Annotated in this window: 28 protein-coding genes; 17 read left to right on the forward strand and 11 right to left on the reverse strand. The window is 69.0% G+C overall.

The window, feature by feature from the left end; genetic code table 11:
* Window positions 1-46: 46 nt before the first annotated feature.
* The 8 genes from A7B20_RS05315 (at window position 47) to A7B20_RS05350 (ending at window position 7,216) form a co-directional block, all read left to right on the forward strand.
* Complete coding sequence (locus A7B20_RS05315) at window positions 47-724, forward strand: hypothetical protein (protein WP_157937604.1); 678 nt, start codon at window positions 47-49, stop codon at window positions 722-724.
* A gap of 226 nt (window positions 725-950) precedes the next feature.
* Window positions 951-2,627: a 30S ribosomal protein S1 gene (gene rpsA, locus A7B20_RS05320; RefSeq protein ID WP_102107518.1), complete on the forward strand. Its 1,677-nt coding sequence runs from the start codon at window positions 951-953 to the stop codon at window positions 2,625-2,627.
* Window positions 2,628-2,980: 353 nt separating this feature from the next.
* The gene (gene ihfB / locus A7B20_RS05325; protein ID WP_102107519.1) at window positions 2,981-3,262 is read left to right on the forward strand and encodes an integration host factor subunit beta; all 282 of its coding nucleotides are present in this window, start codon (window positions 2,981-2,983) and stop codon (window positions 3,260-3,262) included.
* Between the two features lie 8 nt (window positions 3,263-3,270).
* On the forward strand, window positions 3,271-3,609 hold the full coding sequence (locus tag A7B20_RS05330; protein ID WP_102107520.1) for a lipopolysaccharide assembly protein LapA domain-containing protein: 339 nt from the start codon (window positions 3,271-3,273) through the stop codon (window positions 3,607-3,609).
* Between the two features lie 22 nt (window positions 3,610-3,631).
* Window positions 3,632-4,273 (forward strand): phosphoribosylanthranilate isomerase, encoded by a 642-nt coding sequence (locus tag A7B20_RS05335; RefSeq protein WP_102107521.1) that lies wholly within the window; start codon window positions 3,632-3,634, stop codon window positions 4,271-4,273.
* A 191-nt stretch (window positions 4,274-4,464) separates the two neighbouring features.
* Window positions 4,465-4,926, forward strand: coding sequence for a GNAT family N-acetyltransferase (locus tag A7B20_RS05340; protein WP_102107522.1), 462 nt, complete (start codon window positions 4,465-4,467; stop codon window positions 4,924-4,926).
* A gap of 65 nt (window positions 4,927-4,991) precedes the next feature.
* The gene (trpB, locus tag A7B20_RS05345; RefSeq protein ID WP_102107523.1) at window positions 4,992-6,224 is read left to right on the forward strand and encodes a tryptophan synthase subunit beta; all 1,233 of its coding nucleotides are present in this window, start codon (window positions 4,992-4,994) and stop codon (window positions 6,222-6,224) included.
* A 116-nt stretch (window positions 6,225-6,340) separates the two neighbouring features.
* The gene (locus A7B20_RS05350) at window positions 6,341-7,216 is read left to right on the forward strand and encodes a DUF7282 domain-containing protein (RefSeq protein WP_102107524.1); all 876 of its coding nucleotides are present in this window, start codon (window positions 6,341-6,343) and stop codon (window positions 7,214-7,216) included.
* Window positions 7,217-7,289: 73 nt separating this feature from the next.
* On the opposite strand, the gene A7B20_RS05355 is transcribed toward A7B20_RS05350, so the two are convergent.
* From A7B20_RS05355 to A7B20_RS05375, 5 genes are all read right to left on the reverse strand, one after another.
* Window positions 7,290-7,613, reverse strand: coding sequence for a hypothetical protein (locus A7B20_RS05355; RefSeq protein WP_102107525.1), 324 nt, complete (start codon window positions 7,611-7,613; stop codon window positions 7,290-7,292).
* 19 nt (window positions 7,614-7,632) lie between these two features.
* Window positions 7,633-8,010 carry a DUF2237 family protein gene (locus A7B20_RS05360; protein WP_102107526.1) on the reverse strand — a complete coding sequence of 126 codons (378 nt, stop codon included), beginning with the start codon at window positions 8,008-8,010 and terminating at the stop codon, window positions 7,633-7,635.
* A 17-nt stretch (window positions 8,011-8,027) separates the two neighbouring features.
* The gene (gene pth / locus A7B20_RS05365) at window positions 8,028-8,744 is read right to left on the reverse strand and encodes an aminoacyl-tRNA hydrolase (protein ID WP_102107527.1); all 717 of its coding nucleotides are present in this window, start codon (window positions 8,742-8,744) and stop codon (window positions 8,028-8,030) included.
* Window positions 8,745-8,878: 134 nt separating this feature from the next.
* Entirely contained in the window at window positions 8,879-9,535 is a 657-nt protein-coding gene (locus A7B20_RS05370; protein ID WP_102107528.1) for a 50S ribosomal protein L25/general stress protein Ctc, read from the reverse strand.
* Window positions 9,536-9,641: 106 nt separating this feature from the next.
* Complete coding sequence (locus A7B20_RS05375; RefSeq protein WP_102107529.1) at window positions 9,642-11,558, reverse strand: alpha-amylase family protein; 1,917 nt, start codon at window positions 11,556-11,558, stop codon at window positions 9,642-9,644.
* 169 nt (window positions 11,559-11,727) lie between these two features.
* Here A7B20_RS05375 and A7B20_RS05380 point away from each other — a divergent pair, with 169 nt between their 5' ends.
* Complete coding sequence (locus A7B20_RS05380) at window positions 11,728-12,897, forward strand: alpha-hydroxy acid oxidase (RefSeq protein WP_102107530.1); 1,170 nt, start codon at window positions 11,728-11,730, stop codon at window positions 12,895-12,897.
* A 2-nt stretch (window positions 12,898-12,899) separates the two neighbouring features.
* The gene (locus A7B20_RS05385; RefSeq protein ID WP_102107531.1) at window positions 12,900-13,601 is read left to right on the forward strand and encodes a type 2 periplasmic-binding domain-containing protein; all 702 of its coding nucleotides are present in this window, start codon (window positions 12,900-12,902) and stop codon (window positions 13,599-13,601) included.
* Between the two features lie 10 nt (window positions 13,602-13,611).
* Here A7B20_RS05385 and trpA read toward each other — a convergent pair whose 3' ends face one another.
* Complete coding sequence (gene trpA / locus A7B20_RS05390; protein WP_102107532.1) at window positions 13,612-14,403, reverse strand: tryptophan synthase subunit alpha; 792 nt, start codon at window positions 14,401-14,403, stop codon at window positions 13,612-13,614.
* A gap of 168 nt (window positions 14,404-14,571) precedes the next feature.
* On the opposite strand from trpA, the gene A7B20_RS05395 reads away from it, so the two are divergent.
* The gene (locus A7B20_RS05395) at window positions 14,572-14,763 is read left to right on the forward strand and encodes a hypothetical protein (RefSeq protein ID WP_102107533.1); all 192 of its coding nucleotides are present in this window, start codon (window positions 14,572-14,574) and stop codon (window positions 14,761-14,763) included.
* An 81-nt stretch (window positions 14,764-14,844) separates the two neighbouring features.
* Here the strand turns inward: A7B20_RS05395 and A7B20_RS05400 are convergent, their stop codons facing one another.
* Window positions 14,845-15,840, reverse strand: coding sequence for an endonuclease/exonuclease/phosphatase family protein (locus tag A7B20_RS05400; RefSeq protein ID WP_102107534.1), 996 nt, complete (start codon window positions 15,838-15,840; stop codon window positions 14,845-14,847).
* Window positions 15,841-16,261: 421 nt separating this feature from the next.
* On the opposite strand from A7B20_RS05400, the gene ychF reads away from it, so the two are divergent.
* The 4 genes from ychF to A7B20_RS05420 all read left to right on the forward strand — a co-directional run bounded on the left by ychF (window position 16,262) and on the right by A7B20_RS05420 (window position 18,753).
* Entirely contained in the window at window positions 16,262-17,359 is a 1,098-nt protein-coding gene (gene ychF, locus A7B20_RS05405) for a redox-regulated ATPase YchF (RefSeq protein ID WP_102107535.1), read from the forward strand.
* 66 nt (window positions 17,360-17,425) lie between these two features.
* Complete coding sequence (locus tag A7B20_RS05410; protein ID WP_102107536.1) at window positions 17,426-18,025, forward strand: hypothetical protein; 600 nt, start codon at window positions 17,426-17,428, stop codon at window positions 18,023-18,025.
* Window positions 18,026-18,136: 111 nt separating this feature from the next.
* On the forward strand, window positions 18,137-18,361 hold the full coding sequence (locus A7B20_RS05415) for an AbrB/MazE/SpoVT family DNA-binding domain-containing protein (protein ID WP_102107537.1): 225 nt from the start codon (window positions 18,137-18,139) through the stop codon (window positions 18,359-18,361).
* A 17-nt stretch (window positions 18,362-18,378) separates the two neighbouring features.
* On the forward strand, window positions 18,379-18,753 hold the full coding sequence (locus A7B20_RS05420; RefSeq protein WP_245866588.1) for a type II toxin-antitoxin system death-on-curing family toxin: 375 nt from the start codon (window positions 18,379-18,381) through the stop codon (window positions 18,751-18,753).
* On the opposite strand, the gene A7B20_RS05425 is transcribed toward A7B20_RS05420, so the two are convergent.
* Window positions 18,750-20,165 (reverse strand): UdgX family uracil-DNA binding protein, encoded by a 1,416-nt coding sequence (locus tag A7B20_RS05425; protein WP_102107539.1) that lies wholly within the window; start codon window positions 20,163-20,165, stop codon window positions 18,750-18,752. The two genes, A7B20_RS05420 and A7B20_RS05425, sit on opposite strands and share 4 nt — an antisense overlap.
* Window positions 20,165-21,400 (reverse strand): putative DNA modification/repair radical SAM protein, encoded by a 1,236-nt coding sequence (locus A7B20_RS05430; protein ID WP_102107540.1) that lies wholly within the window; start codon window positions 21,398-21,400, stop codon window positions 20,165-20,167. Before A7B20_RS05430 ends, A7B20_RS05425 begins: the two co-directional genes overlap by 1 nt.
* Window positions 21,401-21,512: 112 nt before the next feature.
* Between A7B20_RS05430 and A7B20_RS05435 the strand changes: the two genes are divergently transcribed.
* On the forward strand, window positions 21,513-22,304 hold the full coding sequence (locus tag A7B20_RS05435) for a 3-deoxy-manno-octulosonate cytidylyltransferase (protein ID WP_102107541.1): 792 nt from the start codon (window positions 21,513-21,515) through the stop codon (window positions 22,302-22,304).
* Window positions 22,304-23,143: a 3-deoxy-8-phosphooctulonate synthase gene (gene kdsA, locus A7B20_RS05440; protein WP_102107542.1), complete on the forward strand. Its 840-nt coding sequence runs from the start codon at window positions 22,304-22,306 to the stop codon at window positions 23,141-23,143. The genes A7B20_RS05435 and kdsA overlap by 1 nt, the downstream gene beginning before the upstream one ends.
* Before the next feature lie 36 nt (window positions 23,144-23,179).
* On the opposite strand, the gene A7B20_RS05445 is transcribed toward kdsA, so the two are convergent.
* The gene (locus A7B20_RS05445; RefSeq protein WP_102107589.1) at window positions 23,180-24,568 is read right to left on the reverse strand and encodes a phosphohexomutase domain-containing protein; all 1,389 of its coding nucleotides are present in this window, start codon (window positions 24,566-24,568) and stop codon (window positions 23,180-23,182) included.
* Window positions 24,569-24,713: 145 nt separating this feature from the next.
* Window positions 24,714-25,859: an iron-containing alcohol dehydrogenase gene (locus A7B20_RS05450; protein ID WP_102107543.1), complete on the reverse strand. Its 1,146-nt coding sequence runs from the start codon at window positions 25,857-25,859 to the stop codon at window positions 24,714-24,716.
* Window positions 25,860-25,885 lie beyond the last annotated feature (26 nt).

Genomic DNA, 25,885 nt, shown 5'->3' on the forward strand with positions numbered 1-25,885 from the left:
GGACCCGGCGCGGTCCTGCGCCGGCGTCGTTCAGGCGGGGATCGCGATGGCGACTTTCATCTACTGCCCGGTGATGACCGGGGAAATGGCCTTTCTGGCGCGGAAGTGGAACGAGGGGCGGGCGGCCATCGGCAAGCCGCCCCATCTCGTGATCGGGGCCGCCGATTCCGGCAGGACCAAGGCGCTGCGCCGGGCCTTCGTCGGCGGCGACCTCGGCGCGGTGGCGGCCGACGACAAGCTCTATCTCCTGGCCCACGGATACTGGAACGCGGGAGAGGGCGCGGTGGTCGTGGGCGCGCGGCGGGGGGACTTCCAGACCGGCGGATCGCTTCAGGGCTACACGCTGACCGGCGGCGCCGACAAGATCTACACTCCGGACCAGCTGGCGCGGCATCTGGACAAGGAGGGGCTGCGCAAGGATTTCGTGGACCTGCGGCTGTTCTGCTGCGGCACCGGGCTGGATGCGGTCAGCCAGGTGCACGGGCCGCTCGCCCCCTACGCGCAGCGCCTGAGACTCGCCATGGCGGCCCGCGGCCATGACAGGGTCGCGGTGACGGGATACCTCGGCAGCGTCTCGGCCAGCCACGACGACCGGCCGGAGGCCGGGGTCATCTCGCTTTACGGCGCGGCGTTCCTCGGCCGCCACAAGGGGGTGGTTCTCCCCGGCGACCGATACGCGACGCGGGCCAGCGACCACCGGGTGCGCTTGCCGCCCGAGGACTGAGCGCATCGCCTCCGGCGCGGGCTGCGCGCCCTTGCCAGCGGGGCCGCTTTGGCCTATACGCGCAGCCGTCGAAGGGGCGGAACAGCTTCGGGCGGGGGTTGCAGGGTCGGTCATCACCGGCCCTTCTTGTTTTCCCGATCCGTGCCGCCTTCAGGCCAAATCCTGTCAAAGACCGGCGGAGACAACCGTTCGGCCAGCAAAACAGACCAAAGGACCAAACCGCCACATGAGCGCATCCGCATCCATGGAGGAATTCGAAGCCCTCCTGAACGAAAGCTTCGAGATCGATACCCCCGACGAGGGTTCTGTCGTCAAGGGCCGCGTCATCGCCATCGAGGCGGGCCAGGCCATCATCGACGTCGGCTACAAGATGGAAGGCCGCGTCGAGCTGAAGGAATTCGCCGAACCGGGCGAGCAGCCGAACGTGCAGGTCGGCGACGAGGTCGAAGTCTTCCTCCGCCAGGTCGAGAACGCCCGTGGCGAAGCCGTCATCTCGCGCGAGATGGCCCGCCGCGAGGAAGCCTGGGACCGCCTGGAAAAGGCCTATGCCGACGAGAACCGCGTCGAGGGCGCGATCTTCGGCCGCGTCAAGGGCGGCTTCACCGTCGATCTCGGCGGCGCCGTGGCGTTCCTGCCCGGCAGCCAGGTCGACGTGCGCCCCGTGCGCGATGCCGGCCCGCTGATGGGGCTGAAGCAGCCGTTCCAGATCCTGAAGATGGACCGCCGCCGCGGCAACATCGTGGTCTCGCGCCGCGCGATCCTGGAAGAGAGCCGTGCCGAGCAGCGCGCCGAGGTGATCGGCAACCTGACCGAGGGCCAGGCCGTGGACGGCGTGGTGAAGAACATCACCGAGTACGGTGCGTTCGTGGACCTTGGCGGTGTCGACGGCCTGCTGCACGTCACCGACATGGCGTGGCGCCGGGTCAACCACCCCTCGGAGATCCTGTCGATCGGCGAGACCGTGAAGGTCCAGGTCATCAAGATCAACAAGGAAACCCACCGCATCAGCCTTGGCATGAAGCAGCTGCAGGCCGATCCGTGGGATACGGTCGAAGCCAAGTTCCCGATCGATTCGGTGCACACCGGCCGCGTCACCAACATCACCGACTACGGCGCCTTCGTGGAGCTGGAGCCGGGGGTCGAGGGGCTGGTCCACGTCTCGGAGATGTCCTGGACGAAGAAGAACGTGCACCCGGGCAAGATCGTCTCCACCTCGCAGGAAGTGGAAGTCATGGTGCTGGAGATCGACAGCGCCAAGCGCCGCGTGTCGCTGGGCCTGAAGCAGACCATGCGCAACCCGTGGGAAGTCTTCGCCGAGACGCACCCCGAGGGCACCCACGTCGAGGGCGACGTCAAGAACATCACCGAATTCGGTCTGTTCATCGGTCTCGACAACGACATCGACGGCATGGTGCACCTCTCGGACCTCAGCTGGGACCAGAGGGGCGAGGAGGCGATCCAGTCCTACCAGAAGGGCGACACCGTGCAGGCCGTCGTGACCGAGGTGGACGTCGAGAAGGAGCGCATCTCGCTCTCGATCAAGGCGCTGGACGACAGCTTCACCGGCGCCACCGAAGGCGTGAAGCGCGGGTCGGTGATCACCGTCACCGTGACCTCGATCGAGGATGGCGGCATCGAGGTGGAGTATGAGGGCGCGAAGTCCTTCATCCGCCGCTCGGACCTGTCGCGCGACCGCGCCGAGCAGCGCCCCGAGCGCTTCCAGGTCGGCGACAAGGTGGACGTCCGCGTCACCAACGTCGACCAGAAGACCCGCCGCCTGGGCCTGTCGATCAAGGCCCGCGAGATCGCCGAGGAGAAGGAGGCCGTGGAACAGTACGGCTCGTCCGACTCGGGCGCCTCGCTTGGCGACATCCTCGGTGCGGCGCTGAAGGGCGACGACTGAGTCGCCACGCGCCCCGCACAGGGCAGCAACAGGACACCCCGCGCAGCCTGCGCGGGGTGTTTTCGTTTCCGCGCCATGTTGGCGTCAGCGGCGCAATAGTACGTCCGGCTGCCGTATGGAGGGGCGGACGAATCAAGCGCGGACCAGCGCGGCCGACTTGGCCCCGACGATGCGCGGCGCGGGTCGTCGGACGCGGAGGCGACACGATTTGCGTCTTTTAACAGCGATCTAGCCGGCAGATTGGCGCCGGCGCCGGTGCGGGCGCAGTTTCGCGCCGCGGATTAATCGCCTATACTCTCCGGGCGTCCGTGGTGGACCGGAGCCGCGGAATGACGTGATTGGGGGACCGATGCATGATCCGTTCTGAATTGATTCAGAAGATAGCCGACGAGAATCCTCACCTGTACCAGCGCGACGTCGAAAGGATCGTGAACACGATCTTCGAGGAGATCATCTCGGCCATGGCACGGGGCGATCGGGTGGAACTCCGCGGATTCGGGGCCTTTTCGGTGAAGAAGCGGGATGCGAGAGTGGGGCGGAACCCGAGGACCGGTGAATCGGTTCCGGTGGAGGAGAAGCACGTGCCGTTCTTCAAGACCGGCAAGCTGCTCCGCGACCGTCTGAACGAGGAATAGGATCCCGAATGCGCTACATCCGCTACATCGTGCTCGCCGCCCTGGCGGTCGTGCTGATCGTCATCGCCCTCGCCAACCGCGAGCCGGTGGTGCTGGAGCTGCTGCCGACCGAGCTTGGCACCTACCTCGGCGTGACCTGGTCCGTGCGCCTGCCGCTGTTCCTTGTCATACTCATGGGCGTCGCCGCGGGGGTCCTCGTCGGTTTCATCTGGGAATGGCTGCGCGAGCACAAGCACCGCGCCGAGGCCGCCCGCCGCCGCCGCGAGGCCGAGCGGCTGGAGGCCGAGGTGAAGCGCATGAAGGCGCCGCGCGGCCGCAGCGACGACGTGCTGGCGCTGCTGGAATAGGCGCGGACGAAGGGCCCTTTCGATGACTGGAGTGCGGGTGAAGATCTGCGGGCTGACCGAGCCCGTGGGTCTCGACGCCGCCGTGGCGGCGGGCGCCGCCTATGTCGGCTTCGTCTTCTTCCCGCGCTCGCCCCGCAACGTGAGCCCCGAGGCGGCGGCGGCGCTGGCCGACCGGGTGCCGCCGGGGCGTTGCAAGGTGGCCTTGACGGTGGATGCGGACGACGACGCGCTGGCGGCGATCCTCGACGTCGCGCCGATCGACATGCTGCAACTCCACGGCCGCGAGACCCCGGAGCGGGTGGCGGAGGTGCGCCGCAGGTTCGGGTTGCCGGTGATGAAGGCGGTGGGACTGGCGGCGGCGGAGGATCTGTCGGCGCTCGACCGCTACGCCGGGGTCGCCGACCAGATCCTGGTCGACGCGAAGCCGCCGAAGGATGGCGTGCTGCCCGGCGGCAATGGCCTCAGCTTCGACTGGCGGCTGCTGCAGGGGCGGCGCTGGCCGGTGCCGTGGATGCTGGCGGGCGGCCTCGAGGCCGGGAACGTGGCCGAGGCGCTGCGGCTGACGGGCGCGCGGCAGGTGGACCTGTCCTCGGGGGTCGAAAGCGCGCCGGGCATCAAGGATCCGCAGCGGATCCGGGCCTTCATGGCGGCGGCGCAGGCCTGACGCGGCAGGTGTCCGCGCGGGCGTCTGCCGCGGGGAAGCGGACTTCTCGAGAAGTCCGCACCGCTTTTCTGCAGAAAAGCGGTCGCGGTGCCGGAGGTCGGAGCGGGAGACCGGAATTCTCGAGAATTCCGGTCCGCTTTTCTTCAGAAAAGCGATGCCAAGGGATCGACCGTGGAAGAAGGAGGGGGGCGATGGAGCAGCGCGACGGGGTGATCTGGCGGAAGGCGGTGCGGCAGGACGTGCCGACGGTCGTCGCACTGCTGCGCGACGATGCGCTCGGGGCCGGGCGGGAAGACGGCGACGATGCGCTCTATCTCGCGGCCTTCGACGCGATGCAGGCCGAGGGCGGCAATCACCTGATCGTCGGCGAGGCGGATGGGCGCATCGTCGCCACCTACCAGATCACCTTCATCTCCGGCCTCTCGCTCACCGCGGCGCGGCGGGCGCAGGTCGAGTCGGTCAGGGTGGATGCCGCGCTGCGCGGGCAGGGGCTGGGCACCCGGCTCATGGCGGACGCCGAGGCGCGGGCCCGTGCCGCGGGCTGTGCGCTGATCCAGCTCACCACCAACGCCACCCGCACGGGCGCCCATGCCTTCTATGCCCGGCTCGGCTTCACCCCCAGCCACCTCGGCTTCAAGCGGCGGCTCGACTAGGCTCACGGCTTTACCGCGGCCTTCGGGCGGAGTAGGGGAGGGGGCCACCAGCGGGAGGGTTCACCATGGCCAACGATCTGTTCAACAGCTTCATGACCGGCCCGGACGAGAACGGGCGCTTCGGCGACTTCGGCGGACGCTTCGTGTCCGAGACGCTGATGCCGCTGATCCTGAGCCTCGAGGAGGAATACGAGAGGGCGAAGACCGACCAGGGCTTCTGGGACGAGATGAACCATCTCTGGACCCATTACGTCGGCCGCCCCAGCCCGATGTATTTCGCCGAGCGGATGACCGAGCATCTCGGCGGTGCCAAGGTCTATTTCAAGCGCGACGAGCTGAACCACACCGGCGCCCACAAGATCAACAACGTGCTGGGGCAGATCCTGCTGGCGCGGCGCATGGGCAAGACCCGGATCATCGCCGAGACCGGGGCGGGCCAGCACGGCGTCGCCACCGCCACCGTCTGCGCCAAGTTCGGGCTGAAGTGCGTCGTCTACATGGGCGCCCACGACGTGGAGCGGCAGTCGCCCAACGTGTTCCGGATGAAGCTGCTCGGCGCCGAGGTCGTGCCGGTGACCTCGGGCCGGGGTACGCTGAAGGACGCGATGAACGATGCGCTGCGCGACTGGGTGACCAACGTGCGCGACACCTTCTACTGCATCGGCACGGTGGCGGGGCCGCACCCCTATCCGGCGATGGTGCGCGACTTCCAGTCGATCATCGGCAAGGAGGCGAAGGCCCAGCTGATGGAGCAGGAGGGACGGCTGCCCGACACCATCATCGCAGCGATCGGCGGCGGCTCGAACGCCATGGGCCTGTTCTATCCCTTCCTCGACGACAAGGAGGTGTCGATCATCGGGGTCGAGGCCGGCGGCAAGGGCGTGAACGCGAAGATGGAGCACTGCGCCTCGCTGACCGGCGGCCGGCCCGGGGTGCTGCACGGCAACCGGACCTACCTGCTGCAGGACGACGACGGGCAGATCCTCGAGGGCTTCTCGATCTCGGCGGGGCTCGATTACCCCGGCATCGGGCCGGAGCACGCCTGGCTGCACGACATCGGCCGGGCGCACTACGTCTCGATCACCGATGCCGAGGCGCTGGAGGCGTTCAAGCTCAGCTGCGCTCTGGAGGGCATCATCCCGGCGCTCGAACCCTCGCACGCGCTGGCGCACGTGATGAAGATCGCGCCGGAGCTGCCGAAGGATCACATCATCTGCATGAACATGTGCGGGCGCGGGGACAAGGACATCTTCACCGTCGCCAAGCACCTCGCATGGGACATGACGGGGAGTTCCTGAGTCACACAAGCATGTGAAATCCGCTCGCTTTTTGATGATCGGCCCTTGATGCAACCTTTCTGCGCTGCGGCGGGTTGGTGGGCCGAAGCTTAGAAAAGCTGAAAAAGGAGTAACACATGTTTAACAAGTTCATCACCTCCACCGCCACCGTCGCCCTTCTGCTTGGTGCCGCCGGTGCCGCTTCGGCGCAGTCGATGATCGGAACCACGGGGGCGACCTTCAAGGGCTCCACCGTGACCTTCCCTAACGTCGAGGCGCCGAGCGATGGCTACCTCGTGATCCACGAGGTGCGTGGCGGCCAGGTGGTCGCGCCGCAGTCGCTGGGGTATACGCCGGTGATGGCGGGCGACAACGCGAACGTCGCCGTCGACATCGGCATGCCGTTCGAGGAGGGCATGACATACCAGGCGATGCTGCATGCCGAGACCAACGGCAACGACACCTACGACTTCGGCGAAGGCATGACCGACGTCGACACGCCGGTGGTGGCCTCGGGCGCGCCGATCACGCAGAACTTCATCGTGGCGAAGGGCGGGGTCGAGATGACCGAGCCGACGTCCGAATACGCCTCGGTGCCGAAGGTCGACGCGAACGATCCGAACGACAACCGCGACAACGTCCGGCAGGACGACACGTCGACGCGGATCGGCGAGGTCCCGATGTTCGCGGAGTCCTCGGTCGCCGTCTCGGGCGACACCGCCACCTTCCCGCGGGTCGATGCCGGGCAGCCGGGCTTCCTGACCATCCACGAGATCGCCAATGGCCAGCCGGTGCTGAACGAGTCGCTGGGCTATGCCGCGCTGCAGCCGGGTGAGAACGACAACGTGACCGTGGATGTCGACGCGCCCTTCGTGAAGGGCAAGAGCTATGTGGCCATGATCCACAACGACACGAACGACAACGATCGGTTCGACGCCAACGGCGGCGCCGAGGTGGACAGCCCCGCGCTGGACAACGGGCAGCCGGTGATGCTGGAGTTCACCGCGTCGTAAGACGCCCGCAGGACGAACTGCGGATCGAGACAGGGGGCCGTCCTTCGGGGCGGCCCCTTTCGTCATGATCGCATCAGGCGATGCTGAAGAAGATCACCGTGACGTCACGCCTGCCGTCTTCGGTCGGGCCGTAGATCTCGTCGAGGATCCGGCGCAGACCGTCGCGGCTGCGGGCCTCCGCGTCATGCTCCAGCGCCAGCAGCCCCTCGGGGATCTCGTCCAGCAGGCAGCGCAGGAGGCCGGTGATCGGCGCGGTGATCCGCCCCGCGTGCCCCTCGATCTGGAGCACATCGCCGATGGACGCGGTGCGTGCCCACTTGTCGCCGTGGCGCACGGTGATGTTCAGACCCTCGTGGAAGGTTGGATTGACGAAGTCGATCGGGTGCTGTCGGCTCATCGGCGTCGCTCCGGGAGGGTCAGGTGGCGGCGCTGTCGTAGCGGTGCAGCACGTCGAGCGGCACGATGTCGAGCGCGCGGATGTGGGTGGCGGCCAGGTTGACCCTGGGCGCGCAGCCCTCGTCGTGGGCCTGGAGGAAGCGGGCGGCGCAGAGGCACCAGCCGTCGCCGGGCTTCAGCCCCGGGAAACCGTACTCGGGGCGGGGGGTCGAGAGATCGTTGCCGACGTATTTCGAGAAGGCCAGGAATTCGGCCGTCATGGTGGCGCAGACGGTGTGGCTGCCGCGGTCGGCGGCGCAGGTGTTGCAGGCGCCGTCGCGGAAGAAGCCGGTCACGGGATCGGCCGAACAGGGCAGAAGTTCGCCGCCGAGGACGTTCACGGAGTTGTCTTTTTCCATCGTGTCACCTCCGGGGGTCAGCGGAAACGGTCGGCCAGGCGTTGCAGGGGCGAGCGGGCGGGCGCCTCCTCCGGCTCGGGCCCGGGCTCCGGTCCGGGTGCAGGCGCCGGGTCGGACGTGCTGTCGCGGGGCGCTGCCGCGGGCCGGGTGCCGGTCGAGGGGCGGGGGGGCGACATGCGCAGGGCGACGGCGTTGGAGAAGCCCGCGGCGTCGCCCCGGGCCAGCGCCGGCGCGCCGTCGGAGACGCCGCGCAGCATGTCGTCGAGCCAGTCGGCGTCGGCCTTGGCGAAGTCGCGCAGCACATAGCCCGGCACGGCGTCCTTGTGGCCCGGATGGCCGACGCCCATGCGCACGCGGTGATAGTCGGGGCCGAGATGGGCGTGGATCGAGCGCAGCCCGTTGTGCCCCGCATGGCCGCCGCCGGTCTTGACACGCAGCTTGCCGGGGGCAAGGTCGATCTCGTCGTGGAACACGATCACGTCGGCGGGGGAGAGCTTGTAGAAGCGCAGCGCCTCGTTCACCGAACGGCCGGAGTCGTTCATGTAGGTCTCGGGCTTCAGCAGCACGACCTTCTCGCCGCCCAGCGTGCCCTCGCTCACCCGGCCCTGGAACTTGGCGCGGAACGGGGCGAAGCCGTGATCCCCGGCGATCCTGTCCACCGCCATGAAACCGATGTTGTGCCGGTTGCCCGCGTATTTGGCGCCCGGATTGCCGAGGCCGACGAAGAGGCGCATGGGGCCTGATCCCTTTCGTTGCTCGGGCCGACTCTAGGCAAGGGGCGCGCGGGGTGCAACGCGCCCGGATGCGGAAACGGGGCGCAGTCGCCCGCGCCCCGTTCCCGTCGTTCCGATGGCCGAAGCGGCCGCGCTCAGTCCTCGGCGTCGCCTTCGGCTTCCGGGGCTTCCGCGGCGTCCTCTTCATCCTCGGCCTCCTCGCTGCCCTCGGCCGAGACGAGGCCGGCGGGCGCGGAGAGGTTGGCGATCACGAAGTCGCGGTCGATGGTCGGGCGCGTGCCCTCGGGCAGGGTCACGGACGAGATCGTGACGGTGTCGCCGATTTCCAGACCTTCGATCGAGATGGTGACGTGATCGGGGATGTCGCCGGCGGTGCAGCGCAGTTCGACTTCCGGGCGCACCATGGTCAGCACGCCGCCCTTCTTCAGGGCCGGGCATTTGTCGTGGCCCACGACCTCGACCGGGATGAACAGCGACACGCGGGAGGTGCGGCGCAGGCGCATGAAGTCGACGTGGATCGGCAGGTCCTTCACGACGTGACGCTGCACGCCGCGGCAGATGACGCGCACGTCGTCGTGGCCCTCGACCTTGAGGTTGAACAGGGTCGACAGGAAGCGGCCGGCCTTCAGGCGCTTCATCAGCGCGTTGTAGGGCAGGTTGATGGCGATGGGGTCAGCGCCGCCGCCGTAGACGACTCCGGGCACCATGCCCTCGCGGCGCGCGGTGCGGGCGGCCCCCTTGCCTGTCCCCGCGCGCGGCATCGCCTGGATGTCTGGAATTTGTCCAGCCATGGTTCGATCTCCTAGATTCGATGTTGCGGGCGGCCTCCAAGGGTGTCCGCCCATAAGCGCGCGCGTATAGGGCAGATCGAGGCGTTTGGAAAGCCCGAAACGTCCGTCAGGACTGCGGCACCAGCCAGACCCTGCCATAGGGCGGCAGCGACAGGGTGCCGCTGCCCGGCAGCGCCTCCTGGCCGGCCAGCGCGTCGAACTGGCGCTCGGCCGGGTTCAGGCCCAGCTTGACCCCGGCCACGTTCTGCCAGTGCTCGGAGAAGTTGAACACCGCCGTCAGCGGAGCCTCGTCGCCCGGGCGGCGGAGCGCGAAGAGGGCAGGGTTGGCCAGCGGGATGATCTCGGTCGGCACCGTTCCGGCCAGCTGCGGCGTCACCTTGCGGCGCGCCATGATGTGGCGCACGCCGCGCCAGATCCAGGCCTGGGGCGTGTCGGCGGTCGCGGCCTCCCCCGCCGTAGCCCAGTCCATCCGCGGCCGCTGCATCCAGCGCCCGTCGCCCGCAAGGTCGGGATCGTCGAGATAGGAGTGGTCGTTCAGCATCCCGATCTCGTCGCCCATGTAGAGCAGCGGCATCCCCCCGAAGGACGCGATCAGCGCGTGGCCCATCAGGATCCGGTCGACCGCGAGGCGGATCATGTGCGCATCGCCCGACTCCAGCGCCGTCTCCAGCCCCGCGAGCGAGGCGAAGGTGCCGTTGGTGCGCCGGTCGCCCGTCACCTCGTTCACCTGGAAATCCGCGCCGCGGGCGAAGCTGCCGGGATGGCGGGCGGTGAAGAAGTCGGTCAGGAACTTCCGGTGGCCGGGTCCGGTCAGGGGCGGGTGGCGTTCCGCGTCCGCCTCGGTGATCGCCCAGCCGATGTCGTCGTGGCAGCGGATGTAGGTCGCCCACTGGGCGTTGCGGAAGCTTTTCGGGAAATGGTGCGCCAGAACGTCGGCCATCATCCGCGCGTCGCGGCTGGCGAGCGTCGACCAGAACTGCACCATCAGGTTGTTGTGGTAGGCGAGGTTGCTTTCCCGCCCCGCGTGCCGCCCCTGCCCGAGGTAGGGGACGAGGTCGGTGGGCCCCACGATCGCCTCGGCCTTGTGGATCACACCGGGCGCCGCGATCCGCGTCGCCTGGACGATGGCCTGGAGCAGGTCGTGCACCTCGGGGAGGTTCTGGCAGATCGTGCCCATCCGCTTCCACATGAAGGCGACCGCATCCAGCCGCATCACGTCGGCGCCGTTGTTGGCGAGGTCGAGGATGATGCCGAGCACGGCCAGGAAGACCTCGGGGTTTTCCCAGTTCAAATCCCACTGGTATTCGTTGAAGGTCGTCCAGACCCATTTCTGGATGTCGGGATACCAGGTGAAGTTGCCCGGGGCCTGGTTCGGGAAGACCTCCAGCAGGGTATGTTCGTACTGGCGGGGCAGGATGTCGGTGTCGAACATGCGGTAGAAGGACTGGTAGAAGGCGTCGCCCGCCCGCGCCCTCTGCGCCCAGACATGCTCTTTTGCGGTGTGGTTCAGGACCATGTCGACGCAGGTCGAGATGCCGGCCGCCCGCAGCTTCGCCGTCGCCTTGCGGAAGTCGGCCATGGTCCCGAGCGCCGGGTTGATCGCGCCGTAGTCCATCACCGCATAGCCGCCGTCGCTGTCGCCGGGGCGCGGCTTCAGGCAGGGCATGAAGTGGGCGTAGGTGACGCCGAGCTCCTGGAGATAGGGGATCTTCTCGGGCAGGGCCTTCAGCGTGCCCGAGAAGCGGTCGATGTAGAAGACATAGCCGACCATCTGCTGCGACAGGAACCAGCCGGGGTTGATGTCGCGCGCCAGGTCCTGCGCGCGCAGGTCCGCCGGGCGGGCATCCCATTTCTCCTTCAGCAGCGTCTTCAGGCGCTGGCCGAGGGCGTCGATGTCGGTCGCTTCGCCGTAGAGCCGGTTCAGGGGCGTCATCAGGTCCATGGCGCCCCGGTCCCAGCGCCAGCGGAACAGGGTGTCGTCGTCCACGCTGGCGATCGTCGGCGTCTTGTCCTTGGTCGGCATCGGGCCCTCCGGTCGGTGTCGTAGCGCTTTGGATACGCCGATGGGGGCAAGGGGGCAACGCCCTTGCCCCTGACCCGACCCCGGCCCTCGCCCTGCCGTGCCGGACACTTTGCGATTGCCCGGCCAGCCCGGCATTGGTAACAACTTTTGACCAATCCGGAGGAGTGCCATGCCCACCATCACCGAGATCGAGGACCTGAAGCGCATCTACAAGCGCCGGGTGCCGAAGATGTTCTACGACTACTGCGAGTCGGGGGCCTGGACCGAGCAGACGTTCCGCGAGAACTCGACCGACTTCGACCTCCTGCGCCTGCGCCAGCGGGTGGCGGTGGACATGGAGGGACGCTCGACCGCGACCCAGATGATCGGCGAGGACGTGACGATGCCCGTCGCGCTCGCCCCCGTGGGCATGACGGGGATGCAGCACGCCGACGGCGAGATCCTGGCGGCCAAGGCGGCCGAGAAGTTCGGCGTGCCGTTCACGCTGTCGACCATGTCGATCTGCTCGCTCGAGGACATCGCGCGGCACACGAGCAAACCCTTCTGGTTCCAGCTCTACGTCATGCGCGACCAGGACTTCGTGGCCAACATGATCCAGCGGGCCAAGGACGTGGGCTGTTCGGCGCTGGTGCTGACGCTGGACCTGCAGATCCTCGGCCAGCGCCACAAGGACATCAAGAACGGCCTCTCCGCGCCCCCCAAGCTGACGCCGAAGACCATCGCCAACCTCGCGACGAAGTGGGGCTGGGGGCTGAACATGCTTCAGACCCACCGCCGCACCTTCGGCAACATCGTCGGCCACGCCAAGGGCGTGTCGGACATGGGGAACCTGTCGTCCTGGACGGCCGAGCAGTTCGACCCCCGGCTCGACTGGGACAAGGTGAAGCGGCTGAAGGACCAGTGGGGCGGCAAGCTGATCCTGAAGGGGATCCTCGATGCGGAGGACGCGAAGATGGCGCTGCAAGTCGGCGCCGACGCGATCATCGTGTCGAACCACGGCGGCCGCCAGCTGGACGGCGCGCTGAGTTCGATCCGGGTCCTGCCCGAGATCGTCGAGGCGGTCGGCGACCAGGTCGAGGTCCATGTCGACGGCGGCATCCGCTCGGGGCAGGACGTGCTGAAGTGCATCGCGCTCGGCGCCAAGGGCACCTACATCGGCCGCGCCTTCATCTACGGCCTCGGCGCCATGGGGCAGAAGGGGGTCGAGACGGCGCTGGAGGTGATCCGCAAGGAGCTGGACATCACCATGGCGCTGTGCGGGCGGAAGAAGATCCAGGACGTGGACCGCGACGTTCTGCTGATCGACGACGACTTCCACCGCTGGCGGCGCAACATCTGACGATGGAACGTCCGCCGCTTCTCGAAGACCTCGACAGCCTGCCGCGGGGCGGCAGCCTGCGCGTCGCCATCAACACCGGCAACAAAGCGCTGGTGCAGGTGCAGGACGGGATCCCGCTGGGAGTCTGCCCGGCGCTCGCCCGGCGGCTGGCGATGCGGGTCGGCGCCGATTTCGTGCCGGTGGTCTATGACGGAGCGGCCGCGGTGATCGCCGATGCCGACAGGGATGCCTGGGACGTGGGGTTCCTCGCGCTCGACGAGGATCCGTCGAAGAAGCTCTGCTTCACCCGCCCGTTCCTGAGCGCGGCGGCCGCCTTCGCCGTGCGCACGGAGGGCGACCTGCACGACGCCGGGGACATCGACCGCGAGGGACATAAGGTGCTGGCCGCCGCGGGAACCGGGTACGAGATGCACCTGCGGGCGCATCTGCACCATGCCACGCTGGAGACCGCCGTCACCCCGACCGAGAGCTTCGCAGATTTCCGGGCGGGGCGGGGCGACGCGGTGGCGGGTCTGCGCGACACGCTGGAGCGCTATTTCGACGGCGACCACGCCGTGCGGATCCTCGACGGCGCCTTCGCGCAGGTCGACCAGGCGATGGTGCTGCCCGGCCCCGCGCATCCGGGCCTGCCCGCGCTCGACGCCTTCGTGGCCGAGGCACTGGACGACGGCTTCATCGACGCGGCGGTGCAGGACGCGGGCTGACGCCCGCCGCTCAGGCCCGGTGGGCGCCGTCGGACAGCGACTTCACGAAGGACAGAACCTCCTCCACGCCGCGCCCGCTGGCCAGCTCCGACACGATGGCCGAGCCGACGACGCAGCCGTCCGCGATCCCGGCGATCGCCTCGGCGGCCTCGGGCGTGCGGATGCCGAAGCCGACGATCACCGGCAGGTCAGTCTGCGCCTTGATCCGCGCGACCTCGGGGGCCACGTCCGACGGTTCGGGCGCGGCGGCGCCGGTGATGCCGGTGATCGAGACGTAATAGACGAAGCCCGAGGTGTTGGTCAGCACCTTCGGCAGCCGCCTGTCGTCGGTCGTGGGTGTCGCGAGGCGGATGAAGTTCAGCCCCGCCGCCTGGGCGGGCAGGCACAGCTCGTCATCCTCCTCGGGCGGCAGGTCGACCACGATCAGCCCGTCGATGCCGGCCGCCTTCGCCTGGTCAAGGAACTTCGCCACGCCCCGCGAATAGATCGGATTGTAATAGCCCATGAGCACGATCGGCGTCGTGTCGTCGCCCTGGCGGAAGGCGCGCACCAGCTCCAGCGTCCGGTCCAGCGTCATGCCGCCTTCAAGCGCCCGCTGCCCCGCCACCTGGATCGTCGGGCCGTCCGCCATCGGATCGGTGAAGGGCAGGCCCAGTTCGATGATGTCGACGCCCGCGCCCGGCAGGCCCTTCACCACGGCGAGCGAGGTGTCGAAGTCCGGATCGCCCGCCATGATGTAGGAAACGAAGGCCTTGCGGCCCTGGTCCTTCAGCTCTGCGAACTTGGCGTCGATCCTTGTCATGTCGTGGCTCTCCCTTGCGTCCGGGCGGGTGTGCGCGAAAGCGGCGCCGATTTCAATGCTCCGTTGCAGCACCCGTGTCGGCGGTTCCCTGCAAAGTCCCTTCTGCGGTCAGATATTTTCAGTGTTACGCCCCTTAACATTGCGCGGGGGCACCCCATCTGATGTGCCATGAACTATGTACTCGCACTTTTCCTCCCTCCGCTCTCGATCCTGTTCACGGGCCGCATCCTGCTGTCGATCCTGGTGTTCGTCATCTGGGTGCCCTCGATCCTGATCTCCGGCGGCCTCGGCCACCCGATCTTCATCCTGCTGGCCTGGATCCTGATCTACCAGGGCCACGCCGACCGGCGCGGCACCTGAGATCCGGCATCCCCCGCGCCGCATGACAGCGGCTCCGGCCCGCCCCGCCCTTGTGCGGAGCGGGCCTTTCGCGTCGGCACCTCAGAGGATGTCGAGCGTCACCGGAAAGTGATCCGAGGCCGCCATCAGCGCCTCCTTCAGGGGCTTCGCCTCTTCGCTCTGGAACGGGTTCCAGACCCGCGCCGCGCCGGTGCCTGCGGGCGTCAGGTGGCGCGAGGCGAGGATGTGGTCGATCAGCGCGTTCACCGTGTCGCCGGTGAAGATGTCGCGGAAGCGCGCCGTCGAGGGTTCCCAGCCGAAGCGCCCCCACTCCGGCGGGCCGACGTGGTTCCTGAGGATCCCGTCGGGGCTGAACAGGTCGCCCATGATGAGTTCGACCGCCGACCGCCCGAACCGCCCCTCGTAGTAGTCGAAGCCGGGGCCGTCGTTGATGTCGCCCATCACCACCACCGCCGTGCCCTCCGCCAGCCAGTCGTCCACCCGGCGGCGGATCGAGGAGCATTCGGCGAAGAGCTTGCGGCGGTTGCGGTCCGAGGTGCGCTCGTAATGGATCCGGTCCATCGCGGTGAAGATGCCCTTGGACTTGGCATGGACCACCATGGCGCGGAACGGCGGACCGCCATCGGCGCGGGTGACGGACAGTTCCAGCGGCGGGCGGTAATGCCTGTAGACCTCGCGGATGCCGTCGGCGTCGCTGTCGATCTCGAAACTCTCGTCGAAGGGTGGACTGGTTCTCGACCCCGCCCGTCCGCCCGGCGCATGGGTCGCGGCAAGCACCGCGGGATCCCAAAGCGCCGCGATCTCCTGACGGCCGGGGGAGGGGAAGCCGATGACCGCCTTCGCGGTGCGCAGGCCTTTCGCGGCGGCGAAGCCCTCCAGCGCCGAGACGGTGTCACGCATGCCGGTGGTCGTGGTGGTGTTCGGGCCTTCGGTGATGCCGATGAGGTCGGGGTCGAGGGTGCGGATCACCTGCGCGATGGCGTCGAAGCGTTTCGCCGATGTCGCGTCGGCCTTCATGGAATTGTCGGGCTCGAACAGGTCGTCGAACCATTCGATGTTGTAGGACATGATGCGCATGGGGGGCTCCGGAATGGTCTGGCTTGAAATCAATGTTGCCAGGGACGCTGACTGCAACGATACCGTTCAGCACCTAGGGCAGCCCCCGACCGCGGGCGGGGGAGAAGCCCCCGCCCGTGGGGGCGGTCGGGGGCTGCCCGGCGTTGCCGCCGGGCGAGACATCTCCGCAGTACATGCCCTGAGCCATTCGCCGAGCCTATCACAACCCTGCGATGATTTGACGACAAACCGAACCAGGCCGCATCGCCACACGTGCCCGGGCTGAAGCAAGAGTACGCAAAGCGCTTTGGACCAGAGGCGGGGAATTGTGCCGGCCGCGAAAGCTCTCGCCTCACGCCACGCACCCCCGACCGCCTTGCGTCCCCGCGCGCCGCACCCTAGAACCGGGCCGGTTCCGCACAGCAGGGCAAGGAGAACGGCCGTGGGCTTCAAGATGGGTATCGTCGGACTGCCGAACGTCGGCAAGTCGACCCTGTTCAACGCGCTGACCCGCACCGCCGCGGCGCAGGCGGCGAACTTTCCCTTCTGCACGATCGAGCCGAACGTGGGCGAGGTCGCGGTGCCCGATGCCCGGCTCGACAAGCTCGCCGCCATCGCCAAGTCGAAGCAGATCATCCCGACCCGGATGACCTTCGTCGACATCGCGGGCCTCGTGAAGGGCGCGAGCAAGGGCGAGGGGCTCGGCAACCAGTTCCTTGCCAACATCCGCGAATGCGACGCCATCGCCCATGTCCTGCGCTGTTTCGAGGACGGCGACGTCACCCATGTCGAGGGCCGCGTGGACCCGGTGGCCGATGCCGAGACCATCGAGACCGAGCTGATGCTGGCCGACCTCGAGAGCATCGAGCGGCGTCTCCAGAACCTCAGCCGCAAGGTGCGCGGCGGCGACAAGGAGGCGGTGGACCAGGTGCGCCTGCTGGAAGCCGCGCAGGCCGCCCTGAACGACGGTCGGCCCGCCCGCACCGTCGAGGTGGCGGCCGAGGACGCCCGCGCCTGGCGGATGCTGCAGCTGCTGACGACGAAGCCTGTCCTCTACGTTTGCAACGTCGAGGAATCGGCGGCCGCTTCCGGCAACGCCCAGTCCGCCCGCGTGGCCGAGATGGCGAAGGCGCAGGGCAACTCGGCCGTCGTGATCTCGGCGAAGATCGAGGAGGAGATCAGCCAGCTCGACCCCGAGGAGGCCGAGATGTTCCTGGGCGAGATGGGACTGGAGGAGGCCGGGCTCGACCGGCTGATCCGCGCCGGCTACGCGCTCCTCCACCTCCAGACATACTTCACCGTCGGCCCCAAGGAGGCGCGCGCCTGGACGATCCCGCAGGGCACGCTGGCGCCGCAGGCGGCCGGCGTGATCCACGGCGACTTCGAGAAGGGCTTCATCCGGGCCGAGACCATCGCCTACGACGACTTCGTGTCGCTGAACGGCGAGACGGGGGCGAAGGAGGCCGGCAAGATGCGGGTCGAGGGCAAGGGATACACGGTGCAGGACGGCGACGTGCTGCATTTCCTGTTCAACACCTGAGCCGCAGGGGCTTGATTCCCCGGGGCCCGGACGTCTTGATGACGTGACGGAACCCTGGGAGAGCCGATGGACCTTGCCGCGCTGACCGCCGCCGTCCCGATCGGGCTGCTGGCCTATGTCGCGTTCCTCTTCAAGGTCTCGGGCTTCCTCGTCCGCGACGAGCTGATCCTGCGGCTGCTGGTGTCGGTCGGCCTGCTTTTCGGCCTCTGCTTCCACCTCTTCCGGGCCGAACCGGCGTGGGACGCCGTCTTCGCCGAGGGGGCGATGGCGGCGGTCAACCTCTGGCTCGTCTGCGTGATCCTGGCAGAGCGCACGCGCATCGGTCTCGACGCGGCCGAGCGGCGGCTGCTGGCGGCATTCGGCACCGTCACGCCCGGGCAGCTGCGCAGCCTGTCGCGCCGCGCGGACTGGGAGGTGCTGGAGGCGTCCTGTACCCTGATCCAGGAAGGCGCGCCGGTCACGCGGCTGTTCTTCGTCGACGCGCCCGAGGTCACGCTGGTCGAGGACGGCCTTGCTCGCGTGATCGAGGGGCCAGCCTTCGCCGGCGAGACCGTGTTTCTCCGGGGCGGGGGCAACGGTCGTGTCGTGGGACCACGCCGATCTGCAGCGGATGATGCGCCGCTCGCAGCCGCTGAGGAACGCGCTGATCGCCCGGTTCGGCGGTGAACCGGCGGGCCGGCGCGCCACCGCCCAACCGATGGAGCGGGGGCTTCGGGAGGCTTGACCGCCTCAGCCGCCGTATATACATCTGTACGTGTATACGGATGGAGCCCCGCAATGTTCGAAACCAAGATCCGCAAGGTCGGCAACTCGGCCGTCATCACCCTGTCGAAGGAGGCGCTTGCCGTGCTCGACGCGGCGGAGGGCGACACGGTGTACCTGGTGCGCACCGACGACGGTTCGCTCGCCATACGCGCCCACGAGGATGACTTCGCGGCTGCGATGGAAGCGGCGGAGATCGGCCAGAACCGCTATCGCAAGTCGATGCAGGAACTCGCGTGACGGCGGATCCGCGGTGGGTGCCCATCGCAGCCGTGCGGGCGATTCATGATCGGCAGATTGCGCGGCACGGTGGAAGCCCGGGCCTTCGGGATACGGCCCTGCTTGAAATGGGGTGCGCCCGGCCGCTGAACCTCTGGGCCTATGGCGAACCGGATTTATGCGATCTCGGTGTCGCCTACGCCTTCGGGCTCGCAAAGGCGCACGCCTTCATCGACGGAAACAAGCGGACGGCGTTCCAGACGGCCTTCGCGTTTCTGTATCTCAACGGTCTCGATCTGTACGTGCCGGACAGGGAGGTCGTGGACATGATGGAAGGTCTGGCGGAAAGCCGTGTGCCGGAGGCCGAGTTCGCGGCGTGGCTCCGTCAGGGTGTGAGGCCGCTTCAGAACTAGGCTGCGCCGCGCACCATCTCGGCCACCCGGCGCAGATCCTCGCGGAACCGCTCGGTCTCGGCCTCGCGCAGGGCGGCGTCGGGCAGGCGCAGCAGGTACGACGGGTGGACGGAGAGGTAGACCGGCGTGCCGTCCTCCGTCTGCTCGACGCTGCCCCGACGCCTGGTGATGCCCTTGCCCGTCCCCGTCAGGCTCGCCGCCGCGGTCGCGCCCAGTGCAAGGATCAGCTTCGGCTTCACCAGCTGGCGCTCGGCCTCCAGCCACCACTTGCAGGCCTCGACCTCGCCCGCGTCGGGCTTCTGGTGGATGCGCCGCTTGCCGCGGGGGGTGAACTTGAAGTGCTTCACGGCGTTCGTGACGAACGCCGCCGGGCGCTCCAGCCCGGCTTCCTCCGCGATCCGGTCGAAGAGCTGCCCGGCGGGCCCGACAAGCGGGCGGCCCGCCAGATCCTCGTTGTCGCCGGGCTGTTCGGCCACGATCATCAGCGCGGCGTCCAGCGGCCCTTCGCCCGGCACCGCCTGCGTCGCATCCTTGTAGAGCGGACAGCGGGTGCAGGCGGCAAGCTGGCGGTGAAGCTCGGGGCGGGTGTCGGGGGCTTTGGGCATGGCGAGGATCCGGTCGGAGAAGACGGGCGGCAGGGTGGGCGCCGCCGCCTCCATGGCGCGGGCGCGGGACTGGGCAGAGGCGATCAGGCCCGGGATCAGTTCGGCCTCGGGCAGGTTCTTCCAGTATTTCTTCGGCATCTCCGAGGTCATGGCCGAGACCTTGAGCCGCGCGGGATTGAAGATGTTGGAGAAATAGGTCCGCCAGAGCTCTTCGGTCGCGTCCTCGGGCAGCGGCGGCTTGGACGCGCCTTCGGCGAAGCGAATCTCGCCGTTCTCGAAATGCGCGGTCAGGTGCGGCGTCTGGATCACCCAGTCCATGTCGCCGAACCGCTTGGCGAAGAAGGGCGCCGTGGGCTCCAGCGTGTAATGCGAAGGCTCGAACCAGGCGGCGAAGCGGCGCCTCGGGCCGGTGGCCTCCAGTTCTCGGAAGCGGACGAAGGCCGTCATCTTGTGCTTGTCCCGGCGCACCGCCTTTTCCATCTGGCGGAGCCTGGCAAGGGCCGGGTCGGCGCGGTCCTCCATCAGCTTCGGCCGGTCGCGCAGGCGCCAGAGCAGGGCGTAGAGGCGGGCGAATCGCTCGGGATCGGCATGCCAGACCACGGCGCGCATCAGCTCGACGAAGCTTTTCGGCACGGTCAGCGCGGCACCGGACGTCGGCGCTGGCGCGGGGTCGGCGAAGAGATCGGGCGCGGCGCTGCAGAAATGCCAGCTCAGCGCCTCGGGCGGCACCCCCGCGGCCGCCTGCGCGCGGGCGGCGTCGCGGAAGGCGGCCTCGGTGCCGATGGTGGGGAGCGTGACGGTGGGCATCAGAACAGCGACAGCTGCTCGGGCGGCGGCGCGAAGGCCGCGCGCAACCGGGCGCTGTCGGTCAGCGCGCCGGGCGACCAGTCGGTCAGCGTGATGAAGGGCCGCGCCTTCTTAAGGATCGCACCCATCCTTGTCAGGTCGTCATAGCGCAGGGAGCGATGGCGCCGCGTCGTCAGGATGCGCCCCACGGTCTTTGTGCCGAACCCCGGCACCCGCAGCAGCATCTCGCGGCTCGCCCGGTTCACGTCCAGCGGGAAGTGATGCCGGTTCGCCAGCGCCCAGGCAAGCTTCGGGTCGATGTCGAGGTCGAGGTTGCCGTCCTTCGCGCTGCCGGTGATCTCGTTCACGTCGAAGCCGTAGAAGCGCAGCAGCCAGTCTGCCTGGTAGAGGCGATGTTCCCGTGCCAGCGGCGGACGGATCAACGGCAGCTTGGCCGAGGCGTCGGGGATCGGCGAAAAGGCGGAATAGTACACGCGCTTCAGCTTGTAGCTTGAGTAAAGCCGCGTCGACTGGCCCAGGATTGTCGCATCCGTGCTGTTGTCGGCGCCGACGATCATCTGCGTCGACTGCCCCGCAGGGGCGAAGCGGGGGGGGCGCTTGCCGGTGTGGGACCTCTCCTTGCTCGCCTCCTTCCGCAGACGCACGTCGGCCATGGCGCGGCGTATTCCCTCGGGGTCCTTCTCGGGCGCATAGGACTTCACCGCCGCGTCCGTTGGCAGCTCCACGTTGATCGAGATCCGGTCGGCGTGCAGCCCCGCCTCGGCGATCAGCTCGGGCGCCGCGTCGGGGATCGTCTTGAGGTGGATATAGCCGCGGAAATTGTGCTCCACCCTCAGCGTCCGGGCGATCCTCACCATGTCGCCCATGGTCTGGTCGGGCGAGCGGATGATGCCCGAGGACAGGAACAGCCCCTCGATGTAGTTGCGCCGGTAGAACTCCAGCGTCAGCTGCACCACCTCCTCGGGGGTGAAGCGCGCCCGTTCAACGTTCGAGGAGACACGGTTCACGCAGTAGGCGCAGTCGAAGATGCAGAAGTTCGTCATCAGGATCTTCAGGAGCGAGATGCAGCGCCCGTCCGGCGCATAGGCATGGCAGATGCCGCTGCCCGTCGTGCTGCCCAGCCCCGAGCCGTCGCGCGACGAACGGCGGTCCGTCCCGCTGGAGGCGCAGGAGGCGTCGTACTTGGCGGCGTCCGAGAGGATCGCCAGTTTCTGCTGAAGCGTGCGTGGGGCCATGCGTTCACTATATGTTCACGAACGGGAACGGCAAGGGGGCGGGCTGCGGCGTTTTGGCGTGGCACCCCGCGCCGCCCTCGCATAGGTTCGGCGCGAAGCCACGGAGCGCCCCATGAAGACCGTCATCCTGATCCCCGCGCGCTATGCCTCGACCCGCTATCCCGGCAAGCCCCTGGCGATGCTGACCCTGCCCGACGGCACGCGGAAGAGCCTGATCCAGCTGACCTGGGAGGCGGCGATGCGCGCGTCGGGCGCCGATGCCGTCCATGTCGTGACCGACGACGACCGCATCCGGGAGGCGGCGGAAGCCTTCGGCGCCTCGGTGCTGATGACCTCGTCCGACTGCCGCAACGGCACCGAGCGCTGCGCCGACGCGCTGGCCCGCCACGACATCGAGGCCGACCTGATCGTGAACGTTCAGGGCGACGCACCTCTGACGCCGCCCTGGTTCGTCGAGGACCTGATCGCCGCCATGGCCGCCGACCCGGCGGCCGACGTGGCGACGCCGGTGCTGCACTGCGACGCCCGCTCCTACGCCAACTTCATCGAGGACCGGCAGGCGGGGCGCGTCGGCGGCACCACCGCCGTCTTCGCCGCCAACCAGCACGCGATGTACTTCAGCAAGGAAGTGCTGCCCTACATCGACCCGCAGGAACGCGGACGCGGCGACCTGCCGGTCTATCACCACGTCGGCATCTACGCCTACCGCCCCTCCGCCCTTGCCGCCTACATGTCCTGGCCTGTGGGCCGGATGGAGGCGCTGGAGGGGCTCGAGCAGCTGCGCTTCCTCGAGAACGGGCACGCCGTGCGCTGCGTCATCGTCGAGGGCCGCGGCCGGGTGTTCTGGGAGCTGAACAATCCTGCCGACGTGGCCCGGATCGAAGCCGTGCTGGGAGAGATGTGATGGTCGTCACCGTCGGAGACATCGAGATCGGGGGCCTCAACCCCTTCGTGCTGATCGCGGGGCCCTGCCAGCTGGAAACGCTGGACCACGCGCGGATGATGGCCGACGGCATCGCCGGGGCCTGCGCCGCCACGGGAACGCGCTTCGTGTTCAAGGCCAGTTTCGACAAGGCGAACCGGACGTCCCTCGGCTCGGCCCGCGGCGTCGGGATCGAGGCGGGGCTGGAGATCCTCGCGAGGATCCGTGACGAGTTCGGCTGTCCGGTCATCACCGACGTCCACGACATCCCCCAGGCCGAGGCGGCGGGGCAGGTGGTGGACATCCTCCAGATCCCCGCCTTCCTGTCGCGCCAGACCGACCTCCTGCTCGCCGCCGGAGAGACGGGGCGGGCGATCAACGTCAAGAAGGGCCAGTTCCTCGCGCCATGGGACATGGCGAAGGTGGCCGAGAAGATCGCCTCGACCGGGAACGAGCGGATCCTGCTCTGCGAGCGGGGCGTCTCCTTCGGCTACAACTCCCTGGTCAGCGATTTCCGCGCGCTGCCGGTGATGGCGGCCACGGGATACCCGGTGGTCTTCGACGCCACCCACTCGGTCCAGCAGCCGGGCGGGCAGGGGGCGACCAGCGGCGGCCAGCGCGAGTTTGCGCCGGTGCTGGCCCGCGCCGCCTGTGCGGTGGGGGTGGCGGGGCTGTTCATCGAGACGCACCAGGACCCCGACACCGCGCCTTCGGACGGGCCGAACATGATCCCGCTCGACCGGATGGCGGCGCTGATCGCCGAGCTTCGTGCCTTCGACGACGTCAGGAAGGCGCAGATGGCGGCCGAGCTGCACGGCTAGGCGCCAGGCGACCCGGCCTGGGCGAACGTACCGGTCTCAGCCGTAGTCCCGGCGCACCGCCGCCAGCACCGAGGACACCATCTCCGCCGCCCGCGCCTCGCTTTCCGCCTCGGCGTAGCAGCGCAGTTCCGGCGCGTTGCCGGAGGGGCGCAGGTGCACCACCTCGCCGCTTTCGAAGGCCACGCGCAGCCCGTCGGTCAGGTCCACCCCGGCCTCCGCGCCATATTCCCCGAGCAGCGCTGCCCGCGCCCGGGGGTCCGCCGTCAGCCGCTCGATCATCGCGCGCGACGTCTCCGTCGGCAGCCCCTGAAGCCGGTCCGCCGCGGTCCGCCGCTGAGGCAGCCCGCCGAGCAGCGCCCCGACCCCGCCCGCCTCGCGCGTCTGCGCCAGCGTGGCGAGCAGCGGCAGCACCGCGTCCCGCGTCATCAGGGGCGCGAGCTGCCCCGCAGGTCCCGCCGCGTCGAACCCCAGCAGGAAGCCCCCGTTCGCCTCGTACCCCACGACCCGCGCCGCAGGATCGGCCGCCAGCGCCGCCTCCATTCCCGCGATCACGTAGGGCGAGCCGATGCGGGTGCGCATGACCTCGCCCAGTCCCATCGCCTCGACCATCGTGTTCGAGGACACCGGCGTCACCACGCAATCCGCGCTGAGGCTGCGTGCCGTCAGCGCGCCGAGGATATCGCCCGGCACCACATGGCCCGTCGCGTCCGTCAGGAGCGGCCGGTCGGAGTCGCCGTCGAGCGACACGAGGGCGTCCAGGCCGCCCTCCCGGGCCCATCCGGCCAGCATCTCCCGCGTCCCGGCGTCCACCGCCTCGGTATCCACCGGAATGAAGGTCTCGCTCCGTCCAAGCCGCCGCACCGTGGCACCGAGCGCCGACAGGATGTCGTGCAGCACGTCCCGCCCGACCGCCGAATGCTCGTAAAGCCCAACCGTCAGGCCCGACAGCGCCGCCGACCCGAAGGAGTCCGCGAACCGGGCGACGTAGCGCGCGTTCACCCCCTCATGCGCGGGCACCCCGGAAAGTGTCACCGCCCCCTCCCAAGGGGCGAGCGCCGCCAGGATCGCCGCCTCGTCGGCTTTCGTGATCTCGCCGGTGCGGGTATAGAACTTCAGCCCGTTGCGGTCGGCCGGGATGTGGCTGCCCGTCACCATCACCGCCGGAGCCCCGAGCCGCGCCGCCTCAAGCGCCAGCGCGGGTGTCGGAACCGCGCCGCAATCCCGCACCTCGACCCCGAGCGCCGCCGCCCCGACCGCCACCGCCGCGAGGTGCCGCGGCGAGGAGGGGCGCAGGTCGCGCCCGACCAGCAGCACCCCGTCATGGGGCGTCACGGTCAGGAAGGCACGCACATGGGCGGCGCAAACCTCGTCCGTCAGCTCGGTGACGAGACCCCTGAGCCCGCTGGTTCCGAATTTCGCCGCCATCCGCGCCTCCCCGCCGTGCTGCCCCATTCCGGCCTACACGACGCGGGCCGGTCGCGCACCACCCCTGTTTCCTCTTTGCACCAAATACTCCCGCCGGAGGCTCCCGCACCCTCCGCCCGCGCAGGGCCGGACGCGGGGCGCAGGCTCAGAAGCAGCTTTCCAGTAGCGCGCGCATGTTGACGGGCCCGAGCGTCACCGGGTTGCCGCCGCAGGACGGGTCCGCCAGCGCCGCCGTCACCAGCCGGTCGAGGTCGGGATCCGTCACGCCGAGCGCCGTGAGGTTCTTCGGTATCCCGAGCGCGCGGTTCAGCCCCTCGACGAAGTCGCAGAGCCCGTCGAATCCGCCCGCGAGCCCGAGATAGGCGGCCGCCGCCGCCAGCCGGTCCTCCACCGCCGCCCGGTTGAACCGGAGCACCGGCAGCATCACCACGGCATTGGTCGTGCCGTGGTGGGTGTGGTGCACCGCGCCGATCGGGTGGGACAGGGCGTGGATCGCGCCGAGTCCCTTCTGGAACGCCACCGCCCCCATGGCCGCCGCCGCCATCATGTGGACGCGGGCTTCCAGATCTCCGGGCGTCTCGAAGGCGCGCAGCAGGTTCTCCTTCACCAGCCGCATCCCCTCCAGCGCGATCCCCTGCGACATCGGGTGGTAATGGGGCGAGCAGTAGGCCTCGAGGCAATGGGCGAAGGCGTCCATCCCGGTTCCGGCGGTGATCGCGCGGGGCATGCCCACGGTCAGCTCGGGGTCACAGATCACCTGACCGGGCAGCATTCCGGGGTGGAAGATGATTTTCTTCGTGGCCGTGGCGCTGTCGGTGATGACCGCGGCGCGCCCGACCTCGCTGCCGGTGCCCGCGGTCGTCGGCACCGCGACGACGGGGCGGATGGCGGAGGCATCGGCGCGGGTCCACCAGTCTCCGATATCCTCGAAATCCCAGAGCGGCCGGGTCTGCCCGGCCATGAAGGCCACCGCCTTGCCGAGGTCCAGCGCCGAGCCGCCGCCGAAGGCCACCACCCCGTCGTGGCCGCCGTCGCGGAACGCCCGGAGGCCCGCCTCGACGTTTGCATCGGTCGGATTGGCCTCGGCCTCTCCGAAGAGCCCGGCCGCCAGCCCCGCCTCGGAGAGCAGCGACAGGGCACGGTGCGCGACCGGGAGCGCGGCGAGGTCGGGGTCGGTGACGAACAGCGGCCGCGCGAGGCCGAGCGCGCGGCAGGCCTCAGGCAGTTCGGCGATGCGCCCCGCGCCGAAGCGGATGGCGGTGGGATAGGACCAGGTGGCAGCAGCGATCATCTGTGGAAAACCTTCGTGGATGTCGT

Source organism: Oceaniglobus roseus (assembly GCF_002869745.1).
Taxonomy (GTDB): Bacteria; Pseudomonadota; Alphaproteobacteria; order Rhodobacterales; family Rhodobacteraceae; genus Oceaniglobus; species Oceaniglobus roseus.

Bases quoted from the DNA above. Each gene is read 5' to 3' on its own strand.
- A7B20_RS05315 (WP_157937604.1), top strand. From the start codon at position 47: ATGGCGACTTTCATCTACTGCCCGGTGATGACCGGGGAAATGGCCTTT.
- rpsA (WP_102107518.1), top strand. From the start codon at position 951: ATGAGCGCATCCGCATCCATGGAGGAATTCGAAGCCCTCCTGAACGAA.
- ihfB (WP_102107519.1), top strand. From the start codon at position 2,981: ATGATCCGTTCTGAATTGATTCAGAAGATAGCCGACGAGAATCCTCAC.
- A7B20_RS05330 (WP_102107520.1), top strand. From the start codon at position 3,271: ATGCGCTACATCCGCTACATCGTGCTCGCCGCCCTGGCGGTCGTGCTG.
- A7B20_RS05335 (WP_102107521.1), top strand. From the start codon at position 3,632: ATGACTGGAGTGCGGGTGAAGATCTGCGGGCTGACCGAGCCCGTGGGT.
- A7B20_RS05340 (WP_102107522.1), top strand. From the start codon at position 4,465: ATGGAGCAGCGCGACGGGGTGATCTGGCGGAAGGCGGTGCGGCAGGAC.
- trpB (WP_102107523.1), top strand. From the start codon at position 4,992: ATGGCCAACGATCTGTTCAACAGCTTCATGACCGGCCCGGACGAGAAC.
- A7B20_RS05350 (WP_102107524.1), top strand. From the start codon at position 6,341: ATGTTTAACAAGTTCATCACCTCCACCGCCACCGTCGCCCTTCTGCTT.
- A7B20_RS05355 (WP_102107525.1), bottom strand. From the start codon at position 7,613: ATGAGCCGACAGCACCCGATCGACTTCGTCAATCCAACCTTCCACGAG.
- A7B20_RS05360 (WP_102107526.1), bottom strand. From the start codon at position 8,010: ATGGAAAAAGACAACTCCGTGAACGTCCTCGGCGGCGAACTTCTGCCC.
- pth (WP_102107527.1), bottom strand. From the start codon at position 8,744: ATGCGCCTCTTCGTCGGCCTCGGCAATCCGGGCGCCAAATACGCGGGC.
- A7B20_RS05370 (WP_102107528.1), bottom strand. From the start codon at position 9,535: ATGGCTGGACAAATTCCAGACATCCAGGCGATGCCGCGCGCGGGGACA.
- A7B20_RS05375 (WP_102107529.1), bottom strand. From the start codon at position 11,558: ATGCCGACCAAGGACAAGACGCCGACGATCGCCAGCGTGGACGACGAC.
- A7B20_RS05380 (WP_102107530.1), top strand. From the start codon at position 11,728: ATGCCCACCATCACCGAGATCGAGGACCTGAAGCGCATCTACAAGCGC.
- A7B20_RS05385 (WP_102107531.1), top strand. From the start codon at position 12,900: ATGGAACGTCCGCCGCTTCTCGAAGACCTCGACAGCCTGCCGCGGGGC.
- trpA (WP_102107532.1), bottom strand. From the start codon at position 14,403: ATGACAAGGATCGACGCCAAGTTCGCAGAGCTGAAGGACCAGGGCCGC.
- A7B20_RS05395 (WP_102107533.1), top strand. From the start codon at position 14,572: ATGAACTATGTACTCGCACTTTTCCTCCCTCCGCTCTCGATCCTGTTC.
- A7B20_RS05400 (WP_102107534.1), bottom strand. From the start codon at position 15,840: ATGCGCATCATGTCCTACAACATCGAATGGTTCGACGACCTGTTCGAG.
- A7B20_RS05410 (WP_102107536.1), top strand. From the start codon at position 17,426: ATGGACCTTGCCGCGCTGACCGCCGCCGTCCCGATCGGGCTGCTGGCC.
- A7B20_RS05415 (WP_102107537.1), top strand. From the start codon at position 18,137: ATGTTCGAAACCAAGATCCGCAAGGTCGGCAACTCGGCCGTCATCACC.
- A7B20_RS05425 (WP_102107539.1), bottom strand. From the start codon at position 20,165: ATGCCCACCGTCACGCTCCCCACCATCGGCACCGAGGCCGCCTTCCGC.
- A7B20_RS05430 (WP_102107540.1), bottom strand. From the start codon at position 21,400: ATGGCCCCACGCACGCTTCAGCAGAAACTGGCGATCCTCTCGGACGCC.
- A7B20_RS05435 (WP_102107541.1), top strand. From the start codon at position 21,513: ATGAAGACCGTCATCCTGATCCCCGCGCGCTATGCCTCGACCCGCTAT.
- kdsA (WP_102107542.1), top strand. From the start codon at position 22,304: ATGGTCGTCACCGTCGGAGACATCGAGATCGGGGGCCTCAACCCCTTC.
- A7B20_RS05445 (WP_102107589.1), bottom strand. From the start codon at position 24,568: ATGGCGGCGAAATTCGGAACCAGCGGGCTCAGGGGTCTCGTCACCGAG.
- A7B20_RS05450 (WP_102107543.1), bottom strand. From the start codon at position 25,859: ATGATCGCTGCTGCCACCTGGTCCTATCCCACCGCCATCCGCTTCGGC.